General features: G+C 58.5%; 20 protein-coding genes and 1 pseudogene. 16 read left to right on the top strand and 5 right to left on the bottom strand.

Annotated elements, in window-relative coordinates; genetic code table 11:
• Positions 1-96 precede the first annotated feature (96 nt).
• From P3R38_RS14085 to P3R38_RS14135, 11 genes and pseudogenes are all read left to right on the top strand, one after another.
• Entirely contained in the window at positions 97-414 is a 318-nt protein-coding gene (locus P3R38_RS14085) for a type II toxin-antitoxin system PrlF family antitoxin (protein ID WP_277686307.1), read from the top strand.
• Positions 414-869: a type II toxin-antitoxin system YhaV family toxin gene (locus tag P3R38_RS14090; protein ID WP_277686308.1), complete on the top strand. Its 456-nt coding sequence runs from the start codon at positions 414-416 to the stop codon at positions 867-869. The genes P3R38_RS14085 and P3R38_RS14090 overlap by 1 nt, the downstream gene beginning before the upstream one ends.
• A 783-nt stretch (positions 870-1652) precedes the next feature.
• Positions 1653-1952, top strand: coding sequence for a His-Xaa-Ser system protein HxsD (gene hxsD, locus P3R38_RS14095; protein WP_023380880.1), 300 nt, complete (start codon positions 1653-1655; stop codon positions 1950-1952).
• Entirely contained in the window at positions 1949-3436 is a 1488-nt protein-coding gene (gene hxsB / locus P3R38_RS14100) for a His-Xaa-Ser system radical SAM maturase HxsB (protein WP_023380881.1), read from the top strand. The genes hxsD and hxsB overlap by 4 nt, the downstream gene beginning before the upstream one ends.
• Before the next feature lie 5 nt (positions 3437-3441).
• Positions 3442-4671 carry a His-Xaa-Ser system radical SAM maturase HxsC gene (gene hxsC, locus P3R38_RS14105; protein WP_023380882.1) on the top strand — a complete coding sequence of 410 codons (1230 nt, stop codon included), beginning with the start codon at positions 3442-3444 and terminating at the stop codon, positions 4669-4671.
• Positions 4668-5276, top strand: coding sequence for a His-Xaa-Ser repeat protein HxsA (hxsA, locus tag P3R38_RS14110; RefSeq protein ID WP_277686309.1), 609 nt, complete (start codon positions 4668-4670; stop codon positions 5274-5276). Before hxsC ends, hxsA begins: the two co-directional genes overlap by 4 nt.
• 47 nt (positions 5277-5323) lie before the next feature.
• Positions 5324-5737: a hypothetical protein gene (locus tag P3R38_RS14115; protein ID WP_023380884.1), complete on the top strand. Its 414-nt coding sequence runs from the start codon at positions 5324-5326 to the stop codon at positions 5735-5737.
• A 32-nt stretch (positions 5738-5769) separates the two neighbouring features.
• Positions 5770-6075, top strand: coding sequence for a hypothetical protein (locus P3R38_RS14120; protein ID WP_023380885.1), 306 nt, complete (start codon positions 5770-5772; stop codon positions 6073-6075).
• A gap of 600 nt (positions 6076-6675) precedes the next feature.
• Positions 6676-6993 carry a type II toxin-antitoxin system PrlF family antitoxin gene (locus P3R38_RS14125; protein ID WP_023380886.1) on the top strand — a complete coding sequence of 106 codons (318 nt, stop codon included), beginning with the start codon at positions 6676-6678 and terminating at the stop codon, positions 6991-6993.
• On the top strand, positions 6993-7454 hold the full coding sequence (locus P3R38_RS14130; protein ID WP_253096175.1) for a type II toxin-antitoxin system YhaV family toxin: 462 nt from the start codon (positions 6993-6995) through the stop codon (positions 7452-7454). Before P3R38_RS14125 ends, P3R38_RS14130 begins: the two co-directional genes overlap by 1 nt.
• Positions 7455-7824: 370 nt before the next feature.
• Positions 7825-7959 (top strand): annotated as a pseudogene (locus P3R38_RS14135) (AbrB/MazE/SpoVT family DNA-binding domain-containing protein); the annotation flags it as partial.
• 298 nt (positions 7960-8257) lie between these two features.
• On the opposite strand, the gene cynR reads toward P3R38_RS14135, so the two are convergent.
• A complete protein-coding gene (gene cynR, locus P3R38_RS14140; RefSeq protein ID WP_277686310.1) occupies positions 8258-9205 on the bottom strand; it encodes a transcriptional regulator CynR in 948 nt (315 codons plus the stop codon).
• A gap of 110 nt (positions 9206-9315) precedes the next feature.
• Between cynR and P3R38_RS14145 the strand changes: the two genes are divergently transcribed.
• From P3R38_RS14145 to P3R38_RS14155, 3 genes are all read left to right on the top strand, one after another.
• Positions 9316-9975 (top strand): carbonic anhydrase, encoded by a 660-nt coding sequence (locus P3R38_RS14145; RefSeq protein WP_104883624.1) that lies wholly within the window; start codon positions 9316-9318, stop codon positions 9973-9975.
• Between the two features lie 30 nt (positions 9976-10005).
• Entirely contained in the window at positions 10006-10476 is a 471-nt protein-coding gene (gene cynS / locus P3R38_RS14150) for a cyanase (RefSeq protein ID WP_277686311.1), read from the top strand.
• 65 nt (positions 10477-10541) lie between these two features.
• Entirely contained in the window at positions 10542-10799 is a 258-nt protein-coding gene (locus tag P3R38_RS14155) for a DUF2790 domain-containing protein (protein WP_081669618.1), read from the top strand.
• A gap of 116 nt (positions 10800-10915) precedes the next feature.
• On the opposite strand, the gene P3R38_RS14160 is transcribed toward P3R38_RS14155, so the two are convergent.
• On the bottom strand, positions 10916-11440 hold the full coding sequence (locus P3R38_RS14160; RefSeq protein ID WP_023380894.1) for a hypothetical protein: 525 nt from the start codon (positions 11438-11440) through the stop codon (positions 10916-10918).
• A gap of 214 nt (positions 11441-11654) precedes the next feature.
• On the opposite strand from P3R38_RS14160, the gene P3R38_RS14165 reads away from it, so the two are divergent.
• Positions 11655-12119 (top strand): hemerythrin domain-containing protein, encoded by a 465-nt coding sequence (locus P3R38_RS14165; protein ID WP_277686312.1) that lies wholly within the window; start codon positions 11655-11657, stop codon positions 12117-12119.
• Positions 12120-12281: 162 nt separating this feature from the next.
• Entirely contained in the window at positions 12282-12632 is a 351-nt protein-coding gene (locus P3R38_RS14170) for a hypothetical protein (protein WP_023380896.1), read from the top strand.
• 497 nt (positions 12633-13129) lie between these two features.
• On the opposite strand, the gene P3R38_RS14175 is transcribed toward P3R38_RS14170, so the two are convergent.
• From P3R38_RS14175 to dctA, 3 genes are all read right to left on the bottom strand, one after another.
• Positions 13130-14383 carry an OprD family porin gene (locus P3R38_RS14175; protein WP_023380897.1) on the bottom strand — a complete coding sequence of 418 codons (1254 nt, stop codon included), beginning with the start codon at positions 14381-14383 and terminating at the stop codon, positions 13130-13132.
• A 59-nt stretch (positions 14384-14442) separates the two neighbouring features.
• Positions 14443-15747, bottom strand: coding sequence for a citrate:proton symporter (locus P3R38_RS14180; RefSeq protein ID WP_023380898.1), 1305 nt, complete (start codon positions 15745-15747; stop codon positions 14443-14445).
• 123 nt (positions 15748-15870) lie between these two features.
• Complete coding sequence (gene dctA / locus P3R38_RS14185; protein ID WP_023380899.1) at positions 15871-17184, bottom strand: C4-dicarboxylate transporter DctA; 1314 nt, start codon at positions 17182-17184, stop codon at positions 15871-15873.
• Positions 17185-17187: the final 3 nt, after the last annotated feature.

A 17187-nucleotide genomic window follows, 5' to 3' on the forward strand; every position in this document is an offset into this window, starting at 1 on the left:
TGACGGTATGCCTGACACGGGGGGCAGCAGAAAACCAAAATTGACCAAGTAAGGATAATTCCTTACCACTCATTCGAAACATCTGGGAGAACGCTCATGCCTGCCATCCACGAAATCGCCACATTGACCTCGAAGGGGCAGATCACACTGCCAAAATCCGTTCGCCAGCTACTGGGCATTGACGCAGGTGGAAAGATTGCATTCGACGTGCGCGGGGGTGAGATCGTGGTCAGCCGCGTAGAAACCACCCACGAAGACCCTGCCATCGGTGCGTTCCTGGGTTTGCTGGAGGCTGATATCCGAGGGGGCCGCAACCTCACCACTCTGCCGGAAGACTTGGCGCAAACCATGCTCGCCAACGCAAACCACTACGTGAACCTCGACGAAGATATCGATGGTGAGGTCGCGATCTGATGCTGCGAAATGGTTGGACACTGTTGTTCCATGAAGGTGTGACTTTACAGCTACGCAAATTGCACGACGCCCGAGCAGAACAGAACGATCCGCAAGGTTTTGAGAGCAACGCCAACGTCAAGCTGTTCCGGGCATTGAGCCATCTGATCATGGAGGCTGTACCTGCCGACCCAGGCCGTGATGAGTTCCACCAAGGCAACACGCTGGGCACCGCCTACAGACATTGGCGCCGCGCAAAAATCGGCAGGCGCTTTCGGCTGTTCTTTCGCTACGACTCAAGGTCCAAGGTCATCGTCTATGCATGGGTCAACGACGAAGACACCCTACGCTCCGCTGGCAGCAAATCCGATCCCTACGCAGTATTCGAGAAGATGTTGGGCTGCTGTAACCCTCCTGATGACTGGGATGCGCTGACTGCTGCGACGCGTAGCGACTGGGACGACCCCAAAGCATAAGTTGCGCGACTGGGTGAGGGATAAATCTTCTCAATCATGCGGTCGCCGATGTACTTACCGGTGTTCTGATCACAGCTGTTCCGTTAGCTGCTATTTCTGTACTCGATCAGAACAAAGGCGAGTTCCTATTCCGCCGCATCGACACCAAGGCACTAGACGTCCCTGACGTAACCGCAGAGCCGAGGCCGACATCGGTATTAGCGGTACCTGGGCACGCGGGCGCTCGCATTCGACCGCCCGCGAGCCGCGCCTGACTACCCGACACATGTCGAAACCGCACCGGCCACTTTGCGTTAGCGGGGCCGAACAAGAACTGGGCTGCGCATAACCAGCTTTGGTTTCCAGGTCACCGAGGGAGAACATCTGGGCGTTCCACTTCCCTACCCCAGTTTGGGCGTACACTGAAAGCCACCCAGAGCCATGCTGGAATTTGTCAGGAATCGCCATTCGCGATCGCTCGCACAGCCAATGCGGTTGGGGGCAATAATGGGGGCACATTTGACTTTTTTCTGCCTGAAAATACCGTCCTAGAGCCTAGTCAAAATGTTCTTCGGGGACCCTGACAGTCTTTGAAGCCTTGGGGCAGACGGGCTGTTGATAAGGATGAATGGACTGAGGGAGATTTGTGCTCCGAGCACGCCCTCCTAGGTCATGGCTCAGTCACCGTGAGCATGTCGACCAATGCGCTGTACAAATGCAAGCAGATGTAAAAAAGGTGATGGCATAACGCCTCAGCAACCGGCAAAATCCACATGTCCCCAACGGATTTAAGGACCGGTTCCGATGACATGGCCAGTCATGCTGCAACTTGACAGCGCAGCCTACCCGCTCAGCGTAGTGCAACGCGCCGCTTACTCTCTGGCCGACACCGTGGCGATCCAGATCGGTATTGAAGCGGATCAGATAAGCCTCACGGTCCTTCCCGCTGCTGCAAGGCTGACGCTTGCTTCTGAGCAGGCTCACTCGCTGATCCTCCAGCATTTGAACGACTTCGCCCTACGCGACCATATCAATCGCGAAACAGCAGGGTTGCGCGAAGTCCTTGTCCGAGCCGCACTCTCTGGCTGTGGAATTGCCCAGTGACTCTCATTGCCACTGACGCTAAGCAGTACCGCTTGCTGCCTTTTCGATTCATGCGGATGAACAATGGAAACGACCGTGACATCTTGCTCACCGCCGATACCGGGGAGTATTTGCACGTGAACGATGTGCAACTACAAGCACTCAGTCACTTCGACGTTCAAGCAGGCACGCCTCTTTACAAGGATCTGCTGGCCCGCCACTTCATCTACGAACCGGGCCGCTACGACCCGCTTCCGGTAATGGCCGCTCAGTATCGCAGCCGCAAGGACTTCCTCTTCCAGGGCCCTGCACTGCACTTGTTCGTGGTTACACTGCGCTGTAACCACACCTGTCAGTACTGCCAAGTGTCGCGGGCCCCTCTGGGTGGATCCGGCCACGACCTGTCGGAAGCGGATGCACAGGCGGCGATCGATCGCCTGTTCGAATCGAACGCTCCCGCCCTGACTGTGGAGTTTCAGGGTGGCGAGCCGCTTCTGGCCTTCGAGCGAGTCCGCCAGATTGTCGAATGGATCGTTGAACGGAACGTGGTCGAACAACGGGATATCCAGTTCGTCATCACCACCACGCTGCACCACCTGACGGAAGAAATACTCGACTTCGCAGAACAACATCGCATCCAGTTTTCGACCTCGCTCGATGGGCCAGCGCCCCTGCACAATGCCAACCGCCCTACCCCGTCACGAGACTCCTACGAACGCACTGTAAAAGGCATCCAGTGGGTCCGTGAGCGCCTAGGCCATGATGCGGTTTCCGCACTGACCACGCTGACTTCAAGAAGCCTCGAACAACCTGAAGCGATCATCGATGAGTATGTAAACCAGAGCTTCTCCAGCATCTCGCTTCGGCCTCTGAGCCCTTATGGGTTTGCCACCAAGAGTGCCCATCGACTTGATTATCCTATTGAGCAGTACGTGGCCTTTTACAAGAAAGCACTGGCCTATTTGCTGCACATCAATCAACAGGGCGTATACCTCTCTGAGAGTTATACGAGTCTGTTGCTGAAGAATATCTTGACCCCTTTCTCCTCCGGCTATGTAGACCTGCGCTCCCCTGCTGGCGCTGGTACTGCCGCGCTGGTTTACAACTATGACGGTTACGTCTATCCCTCGGACGAAGCCCGAATGTTGCTGGAAATGGGTGAGGACGGCTTGAGGCTTGGCACCGTACAACAACCCTTGTCTGAATTGCTCGCATCGCCCGTTATGAATGCGTTGCTCGCCAGTGGTGTTGCAGAGGCGCTGCCTGGCTGCTCCGATTGCGCACTTGTCCCGTACTGTGGTGCTGACCCCATCGAACACTATGCCCGCCAAGCTGATCCGATCGGACACAGAGTGTTCAGCAACTTCTGCAAGAAGAACATGGGGCTGCTGAAGCATCTTTTCGGCCTGCTTTGCGATGGCAACGACAACGTGCAGAGGGTTCTGCTGTCTTGGTTGAACAGGCGCTCTTACAACGATGTCCGGTTCCCGGGTTACAGGGGCTGAAGGCGATGCTGCGCAAAGATACCCACTTCGAAATCCATCACCTGAATGAGCCGAAACTGCTCAAAGTCATCACTCTTGATGAGTTCATCGAACAAGGCCTGGCTGTTTGTGCCGGAAGCGCTGAGTTCGGTGATCTGCTGCTTTGGTTGCCAAACGAAGAACGGCTACGGAGCCCGCATCTGCTCTCGTTACCATTGGGTGGATTCCTGATACCGGAGCCATTGATCGGCGACTTCAACAGCGCGCGGCCACATCTGCACACCCCCAGAGATGCGGATGTCGTGCAGCCCGGCGATGTCATTGCCATCACACCAGGCAACACGTTGGTGCGAGTGCTCTATCGACGAGGCTCAGACAGCAACCTGCTGTTCATGACCGATCGTTGCAACAGTGTCTGTCTGATGTGCTCGCAGCCGCCCAAAGATATCGATGACCGTTGGCACATCGAAGAGAACCTACGGCTGATCGACCTGATGGACCCGGGCGAGGAAAGTCTGGGAGTCAGCGGCGGAGAACCAACGCTTTATCGCGACGGCCTGCTCGAAATCCTGGCCAAGTGCAAAGCCATTTTGCCGCAGAAATCCATTCATGTGCTCAGCAACGGGCGTCTGTTCCACGACACGAGCTGGATCGCAGCGCTCTCTGCAATCGGCCACCCTCAGCTGAGCTGGGGTATCCCGCTGTATGCCGACAATGCCGAGGATCATGACCATGTAGTACAGGCTCCAGGCGCGTTCAGCGAAACCCTGCAAGGTCTTTACAATCTGGCGCGCGCCAAGCAGATCATCGAGGTACGCGTGGTGCTCAATCGCCTGACTACGCCACGCTTGCCAGAGCTCGCCCACTACGTGTTCAGGAACTTGCCCTTCGTGCGGCATGTTGCGCTGATGGGTATCGAAAGCACCGGCCTGGCCAGGAAGAACTACGAAGAGCTGTGGATTGACCCGGTGGACTATCAAGAATCGTTAAGCCAGGCTGTGTATTTCCTGTTCAACCGCGGAGTGCCGGTTTCGATCTACAACTTGCCTCTGTGCCTAATCCCGGCACACCTTTCGCGTTTCGCTCGCCAGAGCATCTCGGACTGGAAGAATCTGTTCATCGATACCTGCCAGCAATGCGCTGCAGTGAAACATTGTTCTGGCTTCTTCAAATCGCATACCGACCGCTGGCAGAGCCGCGGCGTACAGCGACTATCGACAGAGGCGTTTAGCGCCTATGCAAGGAGTGCACAGTGAAATTGTTCGACCGCTGGAAAGTCCTGATTAGTGGGATCAGCTTGCTGCCAATGGCTGGTACCACCCTGGCCCAGGCGGGGCATCCGCCGCTCGCCGATGTGAACTGGCAACCCAACGATATGTTACAGCCCCCGGTATTTGCCGATACGCTCAATGCGCCAGACACTGTCAACATCTATGCGGCACATCGCTCGCACAGTTCGCACCGTTCCCACAGTTCGCTCAGCTCTCATCACAGCGGCTCGGGTGGCTATAGCGCACCTCGCTATTACAGCCCACCCGCTACCAGCACCCGAAGCTATAGCGCGCCGAGTGCTTCGAGCGGCACGTCCAGCAGCAACAGCCTTTATCAGTCGTCTGGCACTACGAGCGGGACTAGCTCGAGCAATTCAAAGAGCCGTGCGACCAATGAGCAGAAAAGCAACCTGATAACCCGTGTGCAGACCGCGCTGATGGTGCGCCAGTATTACCAAGGCACCATCGATGGGGTGATGGGCAAGGCGACACGTGGTGCGTTGATGGCCTTTCAGATGGACAGTGGGCTGACCGTAAATGGCCGGATGGATACGCCATCGCTGAATGCGTTGGGTATCAAGATTCCATAAGCCGCTTCAGGGTTAAAGCGTCCATTCAGCAACGAAGGAGTTATCCAATGCAGCACATCATTCAAGTCGACCACACACTCTGGGCATTGATCAGCCGCCTGAAAGGCAAGGAACTGCAAACACCGTCGCGTAGCGCCCGTTTCCGTATTACGACCGTTGATGCAAATCGCGTTGTGATTGAGACCGGATCAGAAAACTCGCAGTTGGCGCTGACTCGAGCAGCTTTTCAGCAAACGCTGGCCTACCTCGCCAGTAACAATCATTTCGGCCAAGCACAAGCTGTGGAAATCAGCTCTAACCATACCTACGAAAAAGCCGGCCCACTTTGCCGGGCGGCCCGTTACAGAGCAGAGGGTAAACCGGGCCGTACCAACATCACCTACATTCTGCCGATTCTGGAGCAGTGCCAGGCAGTCGGCATCCGGTCCACCACCCCCAACAGCACTTGGCTGCTGCCCTGAACAGCTCCTGATATCTTTACAAGGACGCCAACATGTACGCCAAAATGGACACCTTCCGCCCCAGCAGTGCCGCGTCGTTTGATCAACCCTGCAAGGTTACGATCGACATCGAGTTTATCACCGTATCCTATGACGACGCGGGGCAGACCTGGCAATACCGAGGCCAAGCAAAAGGCCCGGGGCATTACGAACTGCAAGCAGAAGGCTTCGACGGCAGAGCAACGCTGCACTGCTTCGAAGGCTCGAATGTGCTGGAAGGCACTTGGGTCGAAGACGGCGTACGCGGCATGTGGCGAATTGTCTGCCAGCCGATTGATTCGTCATTCGTGCCCACATAAATAAACTGAACTCGTGGGGGTTTGATGGGCCGCCTAGGGGTCATCCACCTCAACTGGCAGAACAGGACGTACATCAAGGCGGCCAAGTATTGCTATCCGCATGGATTTTTTTGGCGTTCGTCTACAGCCTGCCGAAAATTACGATGTCATCGTGTCGACTATTCCGCCTTTCAAGGTTGCAATGACAACCATGGCAGACACGTCAAGCAATCCCCCGCGCTGATTCGGCTGCTCAGCAGCGCTGCTTCAGAGATTAAGCCTTACTCGATGCCGCGTTAGCTCTGGTTGCTGAGCCAGCAGGACGGCAGCTTAAGACATCAGTGGATGAGTAAAGGTGCATCAGTGGCTCTCCACCGATCCATTTCTTACAGGGGCATAGAAGAGCTTAAGCGGCGGGATCTGCATCTTCCAGCCCCTGAACCTCCAAAACCAAAAAAGCCGTCGATACAGATAAATGGCTTTAAAAAGACAATGGAGGAAAGACTTTGATCTGGTATGGACTACCAATAGGACCCTATTTGTTCCTGATCAGGAGAGACCAAGATTGACCATGTAAGGATTATTCCTTACAATTCATTCTGTACATCCGGGAGAACGCTCATGCCTGCCATCCATGAAATCGCCACATTGACCTCGAAGGGGCAGATCACACTGCCCAAATCCGTTCGCCAGCTTCTGGGCATTGACACTGGTGGCAAGATTGCATTTGACGTGCGCGGGGGTGAAATCGTGGTCAGCCGTGTAGAAACCACGCATGAAGACCCTGCCATCGGTGCGTTCCTGGGTTTGCTGGAGGCTGACATCCGAGGCGGCCGCAACCTCACCACTCTGCCGGTAGACTTGGCGCAAACCATGCTCGCCAACGCAAACCACTCGGTAAACCTGGACGAAGATATCGACGGTGAGGTCGCAATCTGATGCTGCGACATGGCTGGACATTGTTGTTCCATGAAGGTGTGATTTTACAGCTACGCAAATTGCAAGAAGCCGCCGCCCGGGCCGAGCAGAACGACCCGCAAGGTTTTGAGAGCAACGCCAACGTCAAGCTGTTCCGGGCATTGAGCCATCTGATCATGGAGGCAGTGCCTGCCGATCCGGGCCGTGATGAGTTCCGCCAAGGCAATACGCTGGGCACCGCCTACCGACATTGGCGCCGCGCAAAAATCGGCAGGCGCTTTCGGCTGTTCTTTCGCTACGACTCAAGGTCCAAGGTCATCGTCTATGCATGGGTCAACGACGAAAACACCCTACGCTCCGCAGGCAGCAAATCCGATCCCTACGCGGTCTTCGAGAAGATGCTGGGCCGCGGCAACCCTCCTGATGACTGGGATGCGCTGACTGCTGCGACGCGTAGCGACTGGGACGAGCCCAAAGCATAAATTGCGCGAGAGGGTGAGGGATTGCACCTTTGAAACCGATCCCTCCTTGTTGCGTCCACTGCAATCCACTCGTAGCTGCTGTTGAAAGGGGTACATCTGCGGGTACAAATCCAATTTCCCATTCATAACCATTTGCTTTATGTGAATGTCCAAATGTTCTTTGGCGACCCTGAGAGTCTTTAAGGGCTTCGCGCACGCTTGTTAGCTGATCATTTCTGCCTTTTCCTAGATCATGTCCCTGGTAGTGGTGTAACTCACCCTGTGGCGCTACTAAGCGTCCTCCCTGCCTGTGCTTGATCAGCAGAAAACCAAGATTGACCACGCAAGGATTATTCCTTACCAGTCAATTAACAGATCCGGGAGAACGCTCATGCCTGCCATCCACGAAATCGCCACGTTGACCTCGAAGGGGCAGCTCACACTGCCCAAATCCGTTCGCCAGCTGTTGGGCATAGACACTGGAGGCAAGATCGCACTCGACGTACGCGGGGGTGAAATCGTGGTCGGCGCGGCAATCCTCCTGGGATGCGCTGACTGCTGCGACGCGTAGCGACGGGGTCGAGTTCAAAGCATAAGTTGCGCAAATGGGTGAGGGTTTGCAGGTTCTGCGCCCGCCCCGCCCCCGGTGCGTCCACTGTAATCCACTCGTAGCTGCTGTCAAAAGGGGTGCATCTGGGGGTACAAAACCAGTTCCCCATTCATAACCAATGGATTTCCATGAATGGCCAAATGCTCCTCCGCGACCCGGATAGTCTCCAAGACCCCGTCTGGAAAACACCCTGGAAGCCCTTGAACACGGGGTTTCATCCACCATTGAGCCCAGGATTGGGGCACGCGCGAGTTACCAATCCCTCATTGTTCATGCCCCCCTCCAGCCGCGTTGCCACTGCCATCGCCACCTCGATGAAAACCCGCACTGCGGCACTCTGATAGGCCCCCTTGCGACGCACCAGCGCAGCGGTGCGCTGTAAGCGCACTGGCTCGAGCGCGATGGCCACCAAACCCTCATGGGCCAGTGCAATGTTGGCGGGAAGCAAGGTCGACAGTGTGGTCCGACGGACGATCTCGATGACCGCGCTGATGGTGTTGGCCTCCATCCGTACCTGCGGCTGAATGACGTGTTGCTGGCAGAATCGGTCGATCTGCTCACGAGTAGCGAACTCCGGACTGAGCAGCACCAGCGACTGCGCGCTCAGTGCCTCCAGCCCGATGGAACGCGCCGTGGCCAGCGAGTGCCGCTCGTTGACCACCAGCGCCAGCGTCTCGACCAGCAGCGGACGGGCTTCGACATCGTGGGCCTGTACGTCCTCGAACGCGATCCCCACATCCAGCAGATCCGCGACCAGCAGCTCCTCCATGCGCTCCTGGGAGAGTTCACGTACGTCCAAGGTGATAGACGGGTAACGGCTGTGAAAGGCTTCGACCAAGGGGCCCACGAGGTAGGTGGTGAAGGTTGGCGTGACCGCCACCCGCAGCGAACCCCGGCTGAGGTCGCTGACATCGTGTAGGGCGCGCTTGGCCTCCTGCAGCTCTTGAGCTGCCCGGCGTGCATAGCGCAGGTAGACCTCACCCGCATCGGTCAGCCGCGTCGTACGCCCCGACCGGTCGAACAGCTGTGCGCCAAGGCTTTCCTCCAACTGCCTGACCTGCTGCGACAGGGCCGGCTGGGATACATGCAAGGCCGCCGCGGCCCGCGTGAAGCTCAGATGCTCCGCCACGGCGAGGAAGTACTGGATGTGTCGGGCAAGCATGACCACTCACATAAGATTATCTGATTCATTCGATAATAAATGAGACTTTTACCTTATGCCATCTGCTCCGTAACCTTTGCCTCACACACCGCGAGACCGAGGCAACAGCCATGAAAGACATCATTGATGGGTTCCTGAAGTTCCAGCGAAACGCCTTCCCGCAGCGGGTCAAACTGTTCAAGGACCTGGCCACCCAGCAAAACCCACGAGCGCTGTTCATCTCCTGCTCCGACAGCCGTCTGGTGCCGGAACTGGTGACCCAGCGTGAGCCAGGCGACCTCTTCGTCATCCGCAATGCCGGCAATATCGTGCCGTCCTACGGACCTGAACCAGGCGGTGTATCCGCCTCGGTCGAGTATGCGGTGGCGGCGCTCAAGGTCGCGGACATCGTGATCTGTGGCCACTCTGACTGCGGCGCCATGACCGCCATCGCCACCTGCAAATGCCTGGACCACATGCCCGCCGTCGCCGGTTGGCTGCGCTATGCCGACTCCGCCCGGGTGGTCAATGAAGCCCGTCACCATGAAGACCAGCACGGCAAGGTCAGGGCCATGGTGCGTGAAAACGTCATCGCGCAACTCGCCAACATCCAAACCCATCCGTCGGTCCGCCTCGCCCTCGAAGAGGGCCGCGTCACCCTGCACGGCTGGATCTACGACATCGAGAGCGGCCTTATCGACGCATTCGATGGCAGCACCGGCAAATTCGTGCCCCTCGCGGATAACCCGCAGGTACACGCTGTTTCCCATCCACCCAAGCACGTTGCCTGAATACGGCTATCCACCCTAGGAGAAAACGCCATGATCCAGACCCAAGCCACCCAAAGTGTTCGCCAGGCCCTGACCGAAGTCATCCTTATGGCCAAGGCCCGCAAAGACCTGTCGTATGCCCAGATCACCGAGGGCACCGGCCTGTCCGAAGCGTTCGTCACCGCCGCGCTACTGGGCCAGCACCCGCTGCCCGCCAGCGCAGCGCAAGTGGTCGGCGACAAGCTCGGCCTTGACGCCGATGGCATTGCCCTGTTGCAGACCATACCGGTGCGCGGCTGCATGGAACGCGGTGTACCCACCGACCCTACCATCTACCGCTTTTACGAGATGCTCCAGGTCTACGGCACCACACTCAAGGCGTTGGTACACGAGAAGTTCGGTGACGGCATCATCAGCGCCATCAACTTCAAGCTGGACGTCAAGAAGATCGAAGATCCGGAAGGCGGCTCCCGCGCGGTGATCACGCTCGATGGCAAGTACCTGCCGACCATACCGTTCTAATTCCACGGTAAACGGCCCGACGCCGGGCGGCGTCTGGGCCCCTCCTCCAGGACAGGTAAACATCGATGAAAGCATTACTGACTCTGCTTCTTTGCGGCCTTTGCTCCCTGGCGATGGCAGAGGAGCCGTCGGCCGACACCGGGCATATCCCAGTCGAGCCATACAGCTATTCCCACCCCCTGGATATTGCCAGGGTCGTCTCCCTCAGCAGTGTCCCAGATGTCTGCGAAGTCGTGCCCGCGCGCATGACTTATGACGACTCCCATGGCCATCGACACATTGTTGAGTACCGCGTCTTGGGCAATGGGTGCTCCAACAACTGATGCACAACTGATCGCGGCTCTCGCTGACAACTTCCGTCAGTTGCAGCGCCAGCCCCTCTTCCCCGCGCTGACCTGCTGGAGAAAGTCAGCGATACCGGCGGAGCGAAAAAATCGTCTCATGCCAACTGGATGAATACCGCATAGGCGCCGAGGATCACCCAGAACACCAGAAATATCCATGGCGTGCGCAGAGAGAACAACAGCGACTTACGGTGCCCGACCTGTGAAGTTTCCGCCTCGCTGAACAGCGGCGATTCGTCATAGGCCAGACCCATCAATGGCTCGCTGCGCAGCAGATTGCTCTGTTTCAATTGCCAGTGTTCGATGATCTTGTAGGCCGCGCGAATACCCGGCCAGGCATTGAGCGAGCTCAATACGCCCAGCAGGGCGAGAAATGGAGGGACGAGCAAGGTGAACATCTCGCCCCAGCTTTGGTTGAGGTTGCCCATCGACGATACGAAGGCGATCACCAGAAACGACTGGGCGGCAAGATAGGCGTCAGTGCGGTTGGCGAGAATGCTGGTCTCGTATTGGATTTCGCAACGATAGAAATCCAACCGTTCCTTGGGTGACCCGAACATGCGGGCGTTGTGCTCACTGATTTCGTGTTCAGGAGTGGTCGGGGTGATGATTCGCGGCACGCGCTGGCTCCTGGGCATTGACCGTTCGTGTCCGGTAGATGCGGCTGAAGCAACAAAGATTCAGTGCAATCGAGTCAGGTCATCGACGACGAACCCATACCGCAGCCAGTACACCCAATAGCCGGTGCGCTGATCATCCGCATTGAACCTTGCCGCTTGCGCCCTGCTCCACTGCTGGCAGCCGTAACTTTTCCCAGCCGTGAAGAGGTGCCCCATGAACGCAATCGAATTGTTGATCCAAGACCATCAACTGATGAAGAAACTGCTTGAAGAGTTGTCCTCGACGACCGAGCGCGCGGTGAAGAAGCGTGCCGAACTGCTTGCGCGTATCAAGCAGGAGGTCAGCATCCATACGACCCTCGAGGAGCAGATCCTGTACCCGGCGATCAAGCAGGCAGGCGGCAAGGAAGAAGCAAAGATGTACTACGAAGCCAAGGAGGAGCACCGCACCGTCGACTCATTGGTCCTCCCCGACCTGTTGCAGACCGACACCGGCACGGTTGAATTCGCCGGTCGGGTAAAGGTGATGAAGGAATTGCTGGAGCATCATATCGAGGAAGAGGAAAGCGACCTCTTCCCGACAGCCCGAAAGCTGCTGGGCAAGACGGCGCTGGAAGAAATGGGCCAGGCCATGGAGGCGCAGAAAAAACTACTCAAGGGCGAGCTACGCGCCGCCTGATAAAGCAACCTGCGCGCCTCCCCGGCGCGCAGGTTTGACCGTCGGGGAAGCCCCAAGGAAGACGCGATGGCCCAATGGCGTCCGTCCGTCGATCTCGATGCACCCTTGCCCAAGCCTGCAGGACCAACAGAAGGTGAACATACCCAAAAAAGGACCATCACCATGAACGTCATGAAGCCCCATTCACTGATGCTCGCGCTGTACCTGGGCGCCTGCCCACCCTGGGCCCTTGCTGCCCCTGACAGCCAAGATCAACCGCGCACGCACAGCCAGGACCACAGGCAAATGGACGACCGGGGACGAGCCACAGGGTCCGGCACCCCTGCGGATGGCATGGGCACCGGGTCGGGTGGAACCGACAGTAATGACACCGACCGCACTGGCGGCGACGGCACCACCCACGACTCAAGCCAGGGGTCTGGCACCGATGGTTCTAGAAGCAATGACACAGGGACTGACAAAGATAACGGCGCAGGTTCCGGCAGCGGCGGTACGGGTGGTAACGGTGGCTAAAGAATCGCCATGACGACCCAGGCATTGCAGCGGCCAAGCGGTGATTCGGGCCAAGAGCGCTTCTACGGTACTGTTCTCCATCATCTTGTGCCCGTACATTGGCGCCACGGCGCCAACTGCGTTGTCGTGCCGCCTGTGCAGCTGCTTGCGATTGCGCCTCCCCACCAGCGCCGGCATTGCCGGTGAATACACAGGCATCACTCCGCCGCTCAGGAGTTCACCCCAGCACGCTAACGGGGTTAGGTCGACCTGACCATCGATAGCTCGCTCTGGATTGGCGCAGCGCTGGGCGCGATGGGCGCAGTGGTCCTTGGCCTTGGTACTCACCGACGTTGTGGGGTGTCGCAGCCGACCGGCGCTCGCTCAAGCACATCGCCCCGGCCGCTTCGCAGGTCAGCGACAATTGAGCGGTGCCGCGCCGGCGGTGGGTTTTTCCTGGGGCTGAACCAATGACTGGGCGAGCAAGCGCATCGGTTGCGCAGGCTCGCCCCACCGCATCACCAAAGCGCAATATCGTAGGTCAGGTAAATCCGATTACTGTCGCGACCGCGCGAGAAATCAGAACGGTAGACATAGTTGCGCAGTTTCACGCCCAACCCTTTGATAGGCCCGGATTGCACCACGTAGGCAAGCTCTACGTCTCGCTCCCATTCGCTGATCCCTGCGTCAGCGGAGCGACCATTGTCGCCGCTCAGGTAGCGTGCCATGAAGGTGAGGCCCGGGATACCGGCCGCCGCAAAGTTGTAGGCATAGCTCGCCATCCAGGTTTTCTCTTCCTCCTCGATGAACTTGCCAATACCAACGTTACTGAACGAGTAGACCGTCGCACCGCTGATGTACGGCAATCCCGCGTCGCCATCGAGGACCTGGTACCCGGCACCAACGGTATGCCCGCTGTGGGCGTAGGAAACCTGACCGCTGAACATGTCGTTGTCGATCTTGCCACCGTAGGCGGCCCCGCTGTCGCGGCTCTTGAAATAGCGCAGGTCGGTGGTGAACACGCCGCCGGCCAACGGCAGGTCGTGTACCAGCCCGGCATAGTCCTGGCGGTAGAAGTCCTCGAGCTGCCCATGGAAATAGCTCACGCGCAGCTGCTTGCTGATGGCGTAGTCGGCACCTGCGAAGCTGAAATCGCCAGACTCGTCGCCACCATAGCCATCGAGGTACAGGCCTGTACTGTCGGAGGAGTCGCGCTGCTTGAAGCGGTCCAGGTGGCCGGCAGTCAGGGTCAGGCCGTCGATGTCGTTGCTGGTCAGTTGCGTGCCCTGGTAGGTCTGCGGCAGCAACCGCGCGTCGTTATAGACCAGCACCGGCGTCTTGGGCAGCAAGGTGCCATGCTTGACCACGGTCTGGCCCAGGCGCGCCTTGGCGGTCACCCCGGCACTGGCGAACTCGTCGGCGGCGCGACCATCGTCATGCACCGGCAGCAAGCCCGTACCGCTGCGTCCGCGCCCCGAATCGAGCCGTACACCGACAAGCCCCAGGGCATCGAGCCCCAGGCCGAGCGGGCCTTGAGTGAACCCTGATTGGTAGTCGAGCAGGAACCCCTGCGCCCATTCCACCCGCTCGCTCTTGGCGTTCGCGGCAGCACGGGCGCTCATGCCCTGCTCGTCGCGGAAGTTTTCGTTGAAATAGACGTTGCGCAGCTGCAGTTTGAGCTTGCTGTCGTCGATGAATCCGGAAGCGCCGGCAACAGGCAGCCAGCCGCAGAGCAGGCCACAGGTGGCCCCACGGAAAACAGCTCGGGACATGATCGGTACTCTTTTGTTGTTCTTGGATAGAGTTGGGCGCCACGGGCGCCCGGTGCAGATCAGACGAAGAAGGACAAGGCTCCGGTGAGCAATGCCAGCGCGGTGATGACCAACGACGTCAGCACCGCCCATTTCACGGTGGCTTTCTGGAAGTCGCCGATATCGCGATCGACCATGCCCACCAACAGCAGGGTCGAGGCCACCAATGGGCTCATCAGGTGCACCGGCTGCCCCAGCACCGAGGCGCGGGCAATTTCAACCGGGTCGATGCCATAGGCCGCGGCCGCGTTGGCAAGGATCGGCACCACGCCGAAGTAGTAGGCGTCGTTGGACAGCACGAAGGTCAACGGCATGCTGGTCACCGCCACCACCAGCGGGAACCAGTGGCTCCAGGCCTCGGGAATCCAGTCGACCAGGGTCTGCGCCAGGGCATCGACCATCTTGGTACCGGAGAAGATGCCAGCGAAGATCCCCGCGGCGAAAACCAGCAGGACCACGGTCATGGCGTTGCCTGAGTGGGCGAGGATGCGCTCTTTCTGAAGTTCCAGCTGCGGATAGTTGATCATCAGCGCCGCAACGAAACCGATCATGAACAGCAGCGCGGAATGCATGACGCCCAACACCAGGGCGGTCATCACCGCAATCACCAGCGCCAGGTTCACATACGCCAGCCGAGGACGCTTGTGCGGGTTGTCGCCGAGGATTTCCTTGATATAGCAGTTGCCACCACCGGACTCCAGGGCAATGTTGCCGATCCGGCGACGCTCGGCACGACCGAGCAGGTAGGCGGTGAACACCACCCAGACAGCGCCACCGATCACGGTCGGCAGCATTGGAATGAAGTATTCGGTCGCATCCAGTCCGAGCGCAGCGATGGCTCGAGTAGCCGGGCCTCCCCAAGGGCTCATGCCACTCATGATGCTCAACGACAGCATCGACACCGTGGCCAGGATCATCGGATTCATGCCAATGCGCTTGTACAACGGCAGCATTGCCGCGCAGGTGATCATGTAAGTGGTGGTGCCGTCGCCATCGAGTGCTACCAGCAACGACAACAGCGCGGTACCAATGGCGATCTTGATCGGGTCGCCATTGACGCGCTTGAGAATCTTGCGGATCAGCGGGTCGAAAAGACCGGCATCGATCATCAGGCCGAAGAACAGAATCGCGAACAGCAACAGTGCTGCCGATGGCGCCACCATCTTCAAGCCATCGAGCATCATCTTGCCCAGTTCGGGGGCAAAGCCACCGATCACCGCGAAAACGATGGGTACCACGGTGAGCGCAACGATCGGCGACAGGCGTTTACTCATGATCAGGTAGGTGAAGGTCACCACCATGATCAGGCCCAGGAGTGCGAGCATGGTTTTTTCTCTTGTTTTTATTCTATTGCGGCCATCGCCAAGGCAGACGGCCCCCTACCCCACTCGACATCACTGGGATGTTGAGTGGGATTCTAAGTCAACGATGGGAAGTGGAAGCGACTTTCAGCCGTGACGCCGAGGCTCGGCAGACCATTCGACCTCTTCGGCTCCCGTTTCTGCCTGCGCTACCGGAACGCCATTCAGGCGGCGCAGCAGGGTTTCCCGTTCACAGGCGTTTTCCGACAACGAGATGACCACGGTCGCCACAGCGTTACTTGCCAGGCTGGTCAGCGCGCGCGCTTCCGACATGAAGCGGTCGATGCCGATCAGTAAGGCCAAGCCGGCCAGCGGGATGTCGTGGATGACCGTCAGGGTCGAGGCCAGCGCCACGAAACCACTGCCGGTCACACCCGCAGCGCCTTTGGACGACAACAGCATGATTGCCAGCATCGTCACCGTCTGCCCCAGGGTCAGGTCGATGTTGCAGGCCTGGGCGATGAACACCGCCGCCAGCGACAGGTAGATGGCGGTGCCGTCGAGGTTGAAGGAATAGCCGGTTGGCAACACCAGCCCCACCACACCCTTCTTACAGCCAAGTTTCTCCAGTTTCTCCAGCATGCGCGGCAGAACGGGCTCGGTGGACGATGTGCCGAGCACCACCAGGAACTCCTCCCGGAAGTATCGCAGCAGCTTCCACAGGCTGAAGCCATGCGCACGGCAGATACCACCGAGCACCACCAGCACGAAGAACGCGCACGCGATGTACAGCGTCCCGACCAGCTTGGCCAATGCCCCAAGGGACGTCACCCCGTACTGTCCGACGGTGAACGCCAGCGCACCGAAGGCGCCGACCGGGGCAAAGCGCATCAGGTAGCCGAAGATGCGAAAAACCATGGTCGAGACGGACTCCAGCACATCGAGCACCGGCTTGCCCTTCTCGCCCATCGATGACAGGGCGAAACCGCTGAGCACCGCAATGAACAGCACCGGCAGCACTTCACCCTTGTTGAATGCACCGATGAAGGTGTCAGGGATGATGTGCATGAAGAAATCGACCACGCTGAGCTTCGCCGCAGAGGCGGCGTACTGGCCAAGCCCCTCGGTGCTGAGCGTGGCGGGGTCGATGTTCATGCCGACACCTGGGCGCAACAGATGCACCGCTGCCAGGCCGATCACCAGGCTGACGACAGTCAGTACCAGGAACAGCAGCAACGTCTTGCTCATCAACCGCCCCAGGGAGCGCTTGTCGGTCATGCCGGCAATACCGGTGACGATGGTGCAGAAAACCACGGGGGCGATCATCATCTTGATCAGCTTGATGAACGCATCACCCAGTGGTTTGAGCGCAACGGCCTGTTGCGCCCAGAAGTGGCCGACCACCACGCCCAGCAGGACGGCGCAGAGGATCTGGAAATACAGTGACTTCGCGAGTTTCATGAG

The organism is Pseudomonas sp. NyZ480, assembly GCF_029537255.1.
Classification (GTDB): Bacteria; Pseudomonadota; Gammaproteobacteria; order Pseudomonadales; family Pseudomonadaceae; genus Aquipseudomonas; species Aquipseudomonas taiwanensis.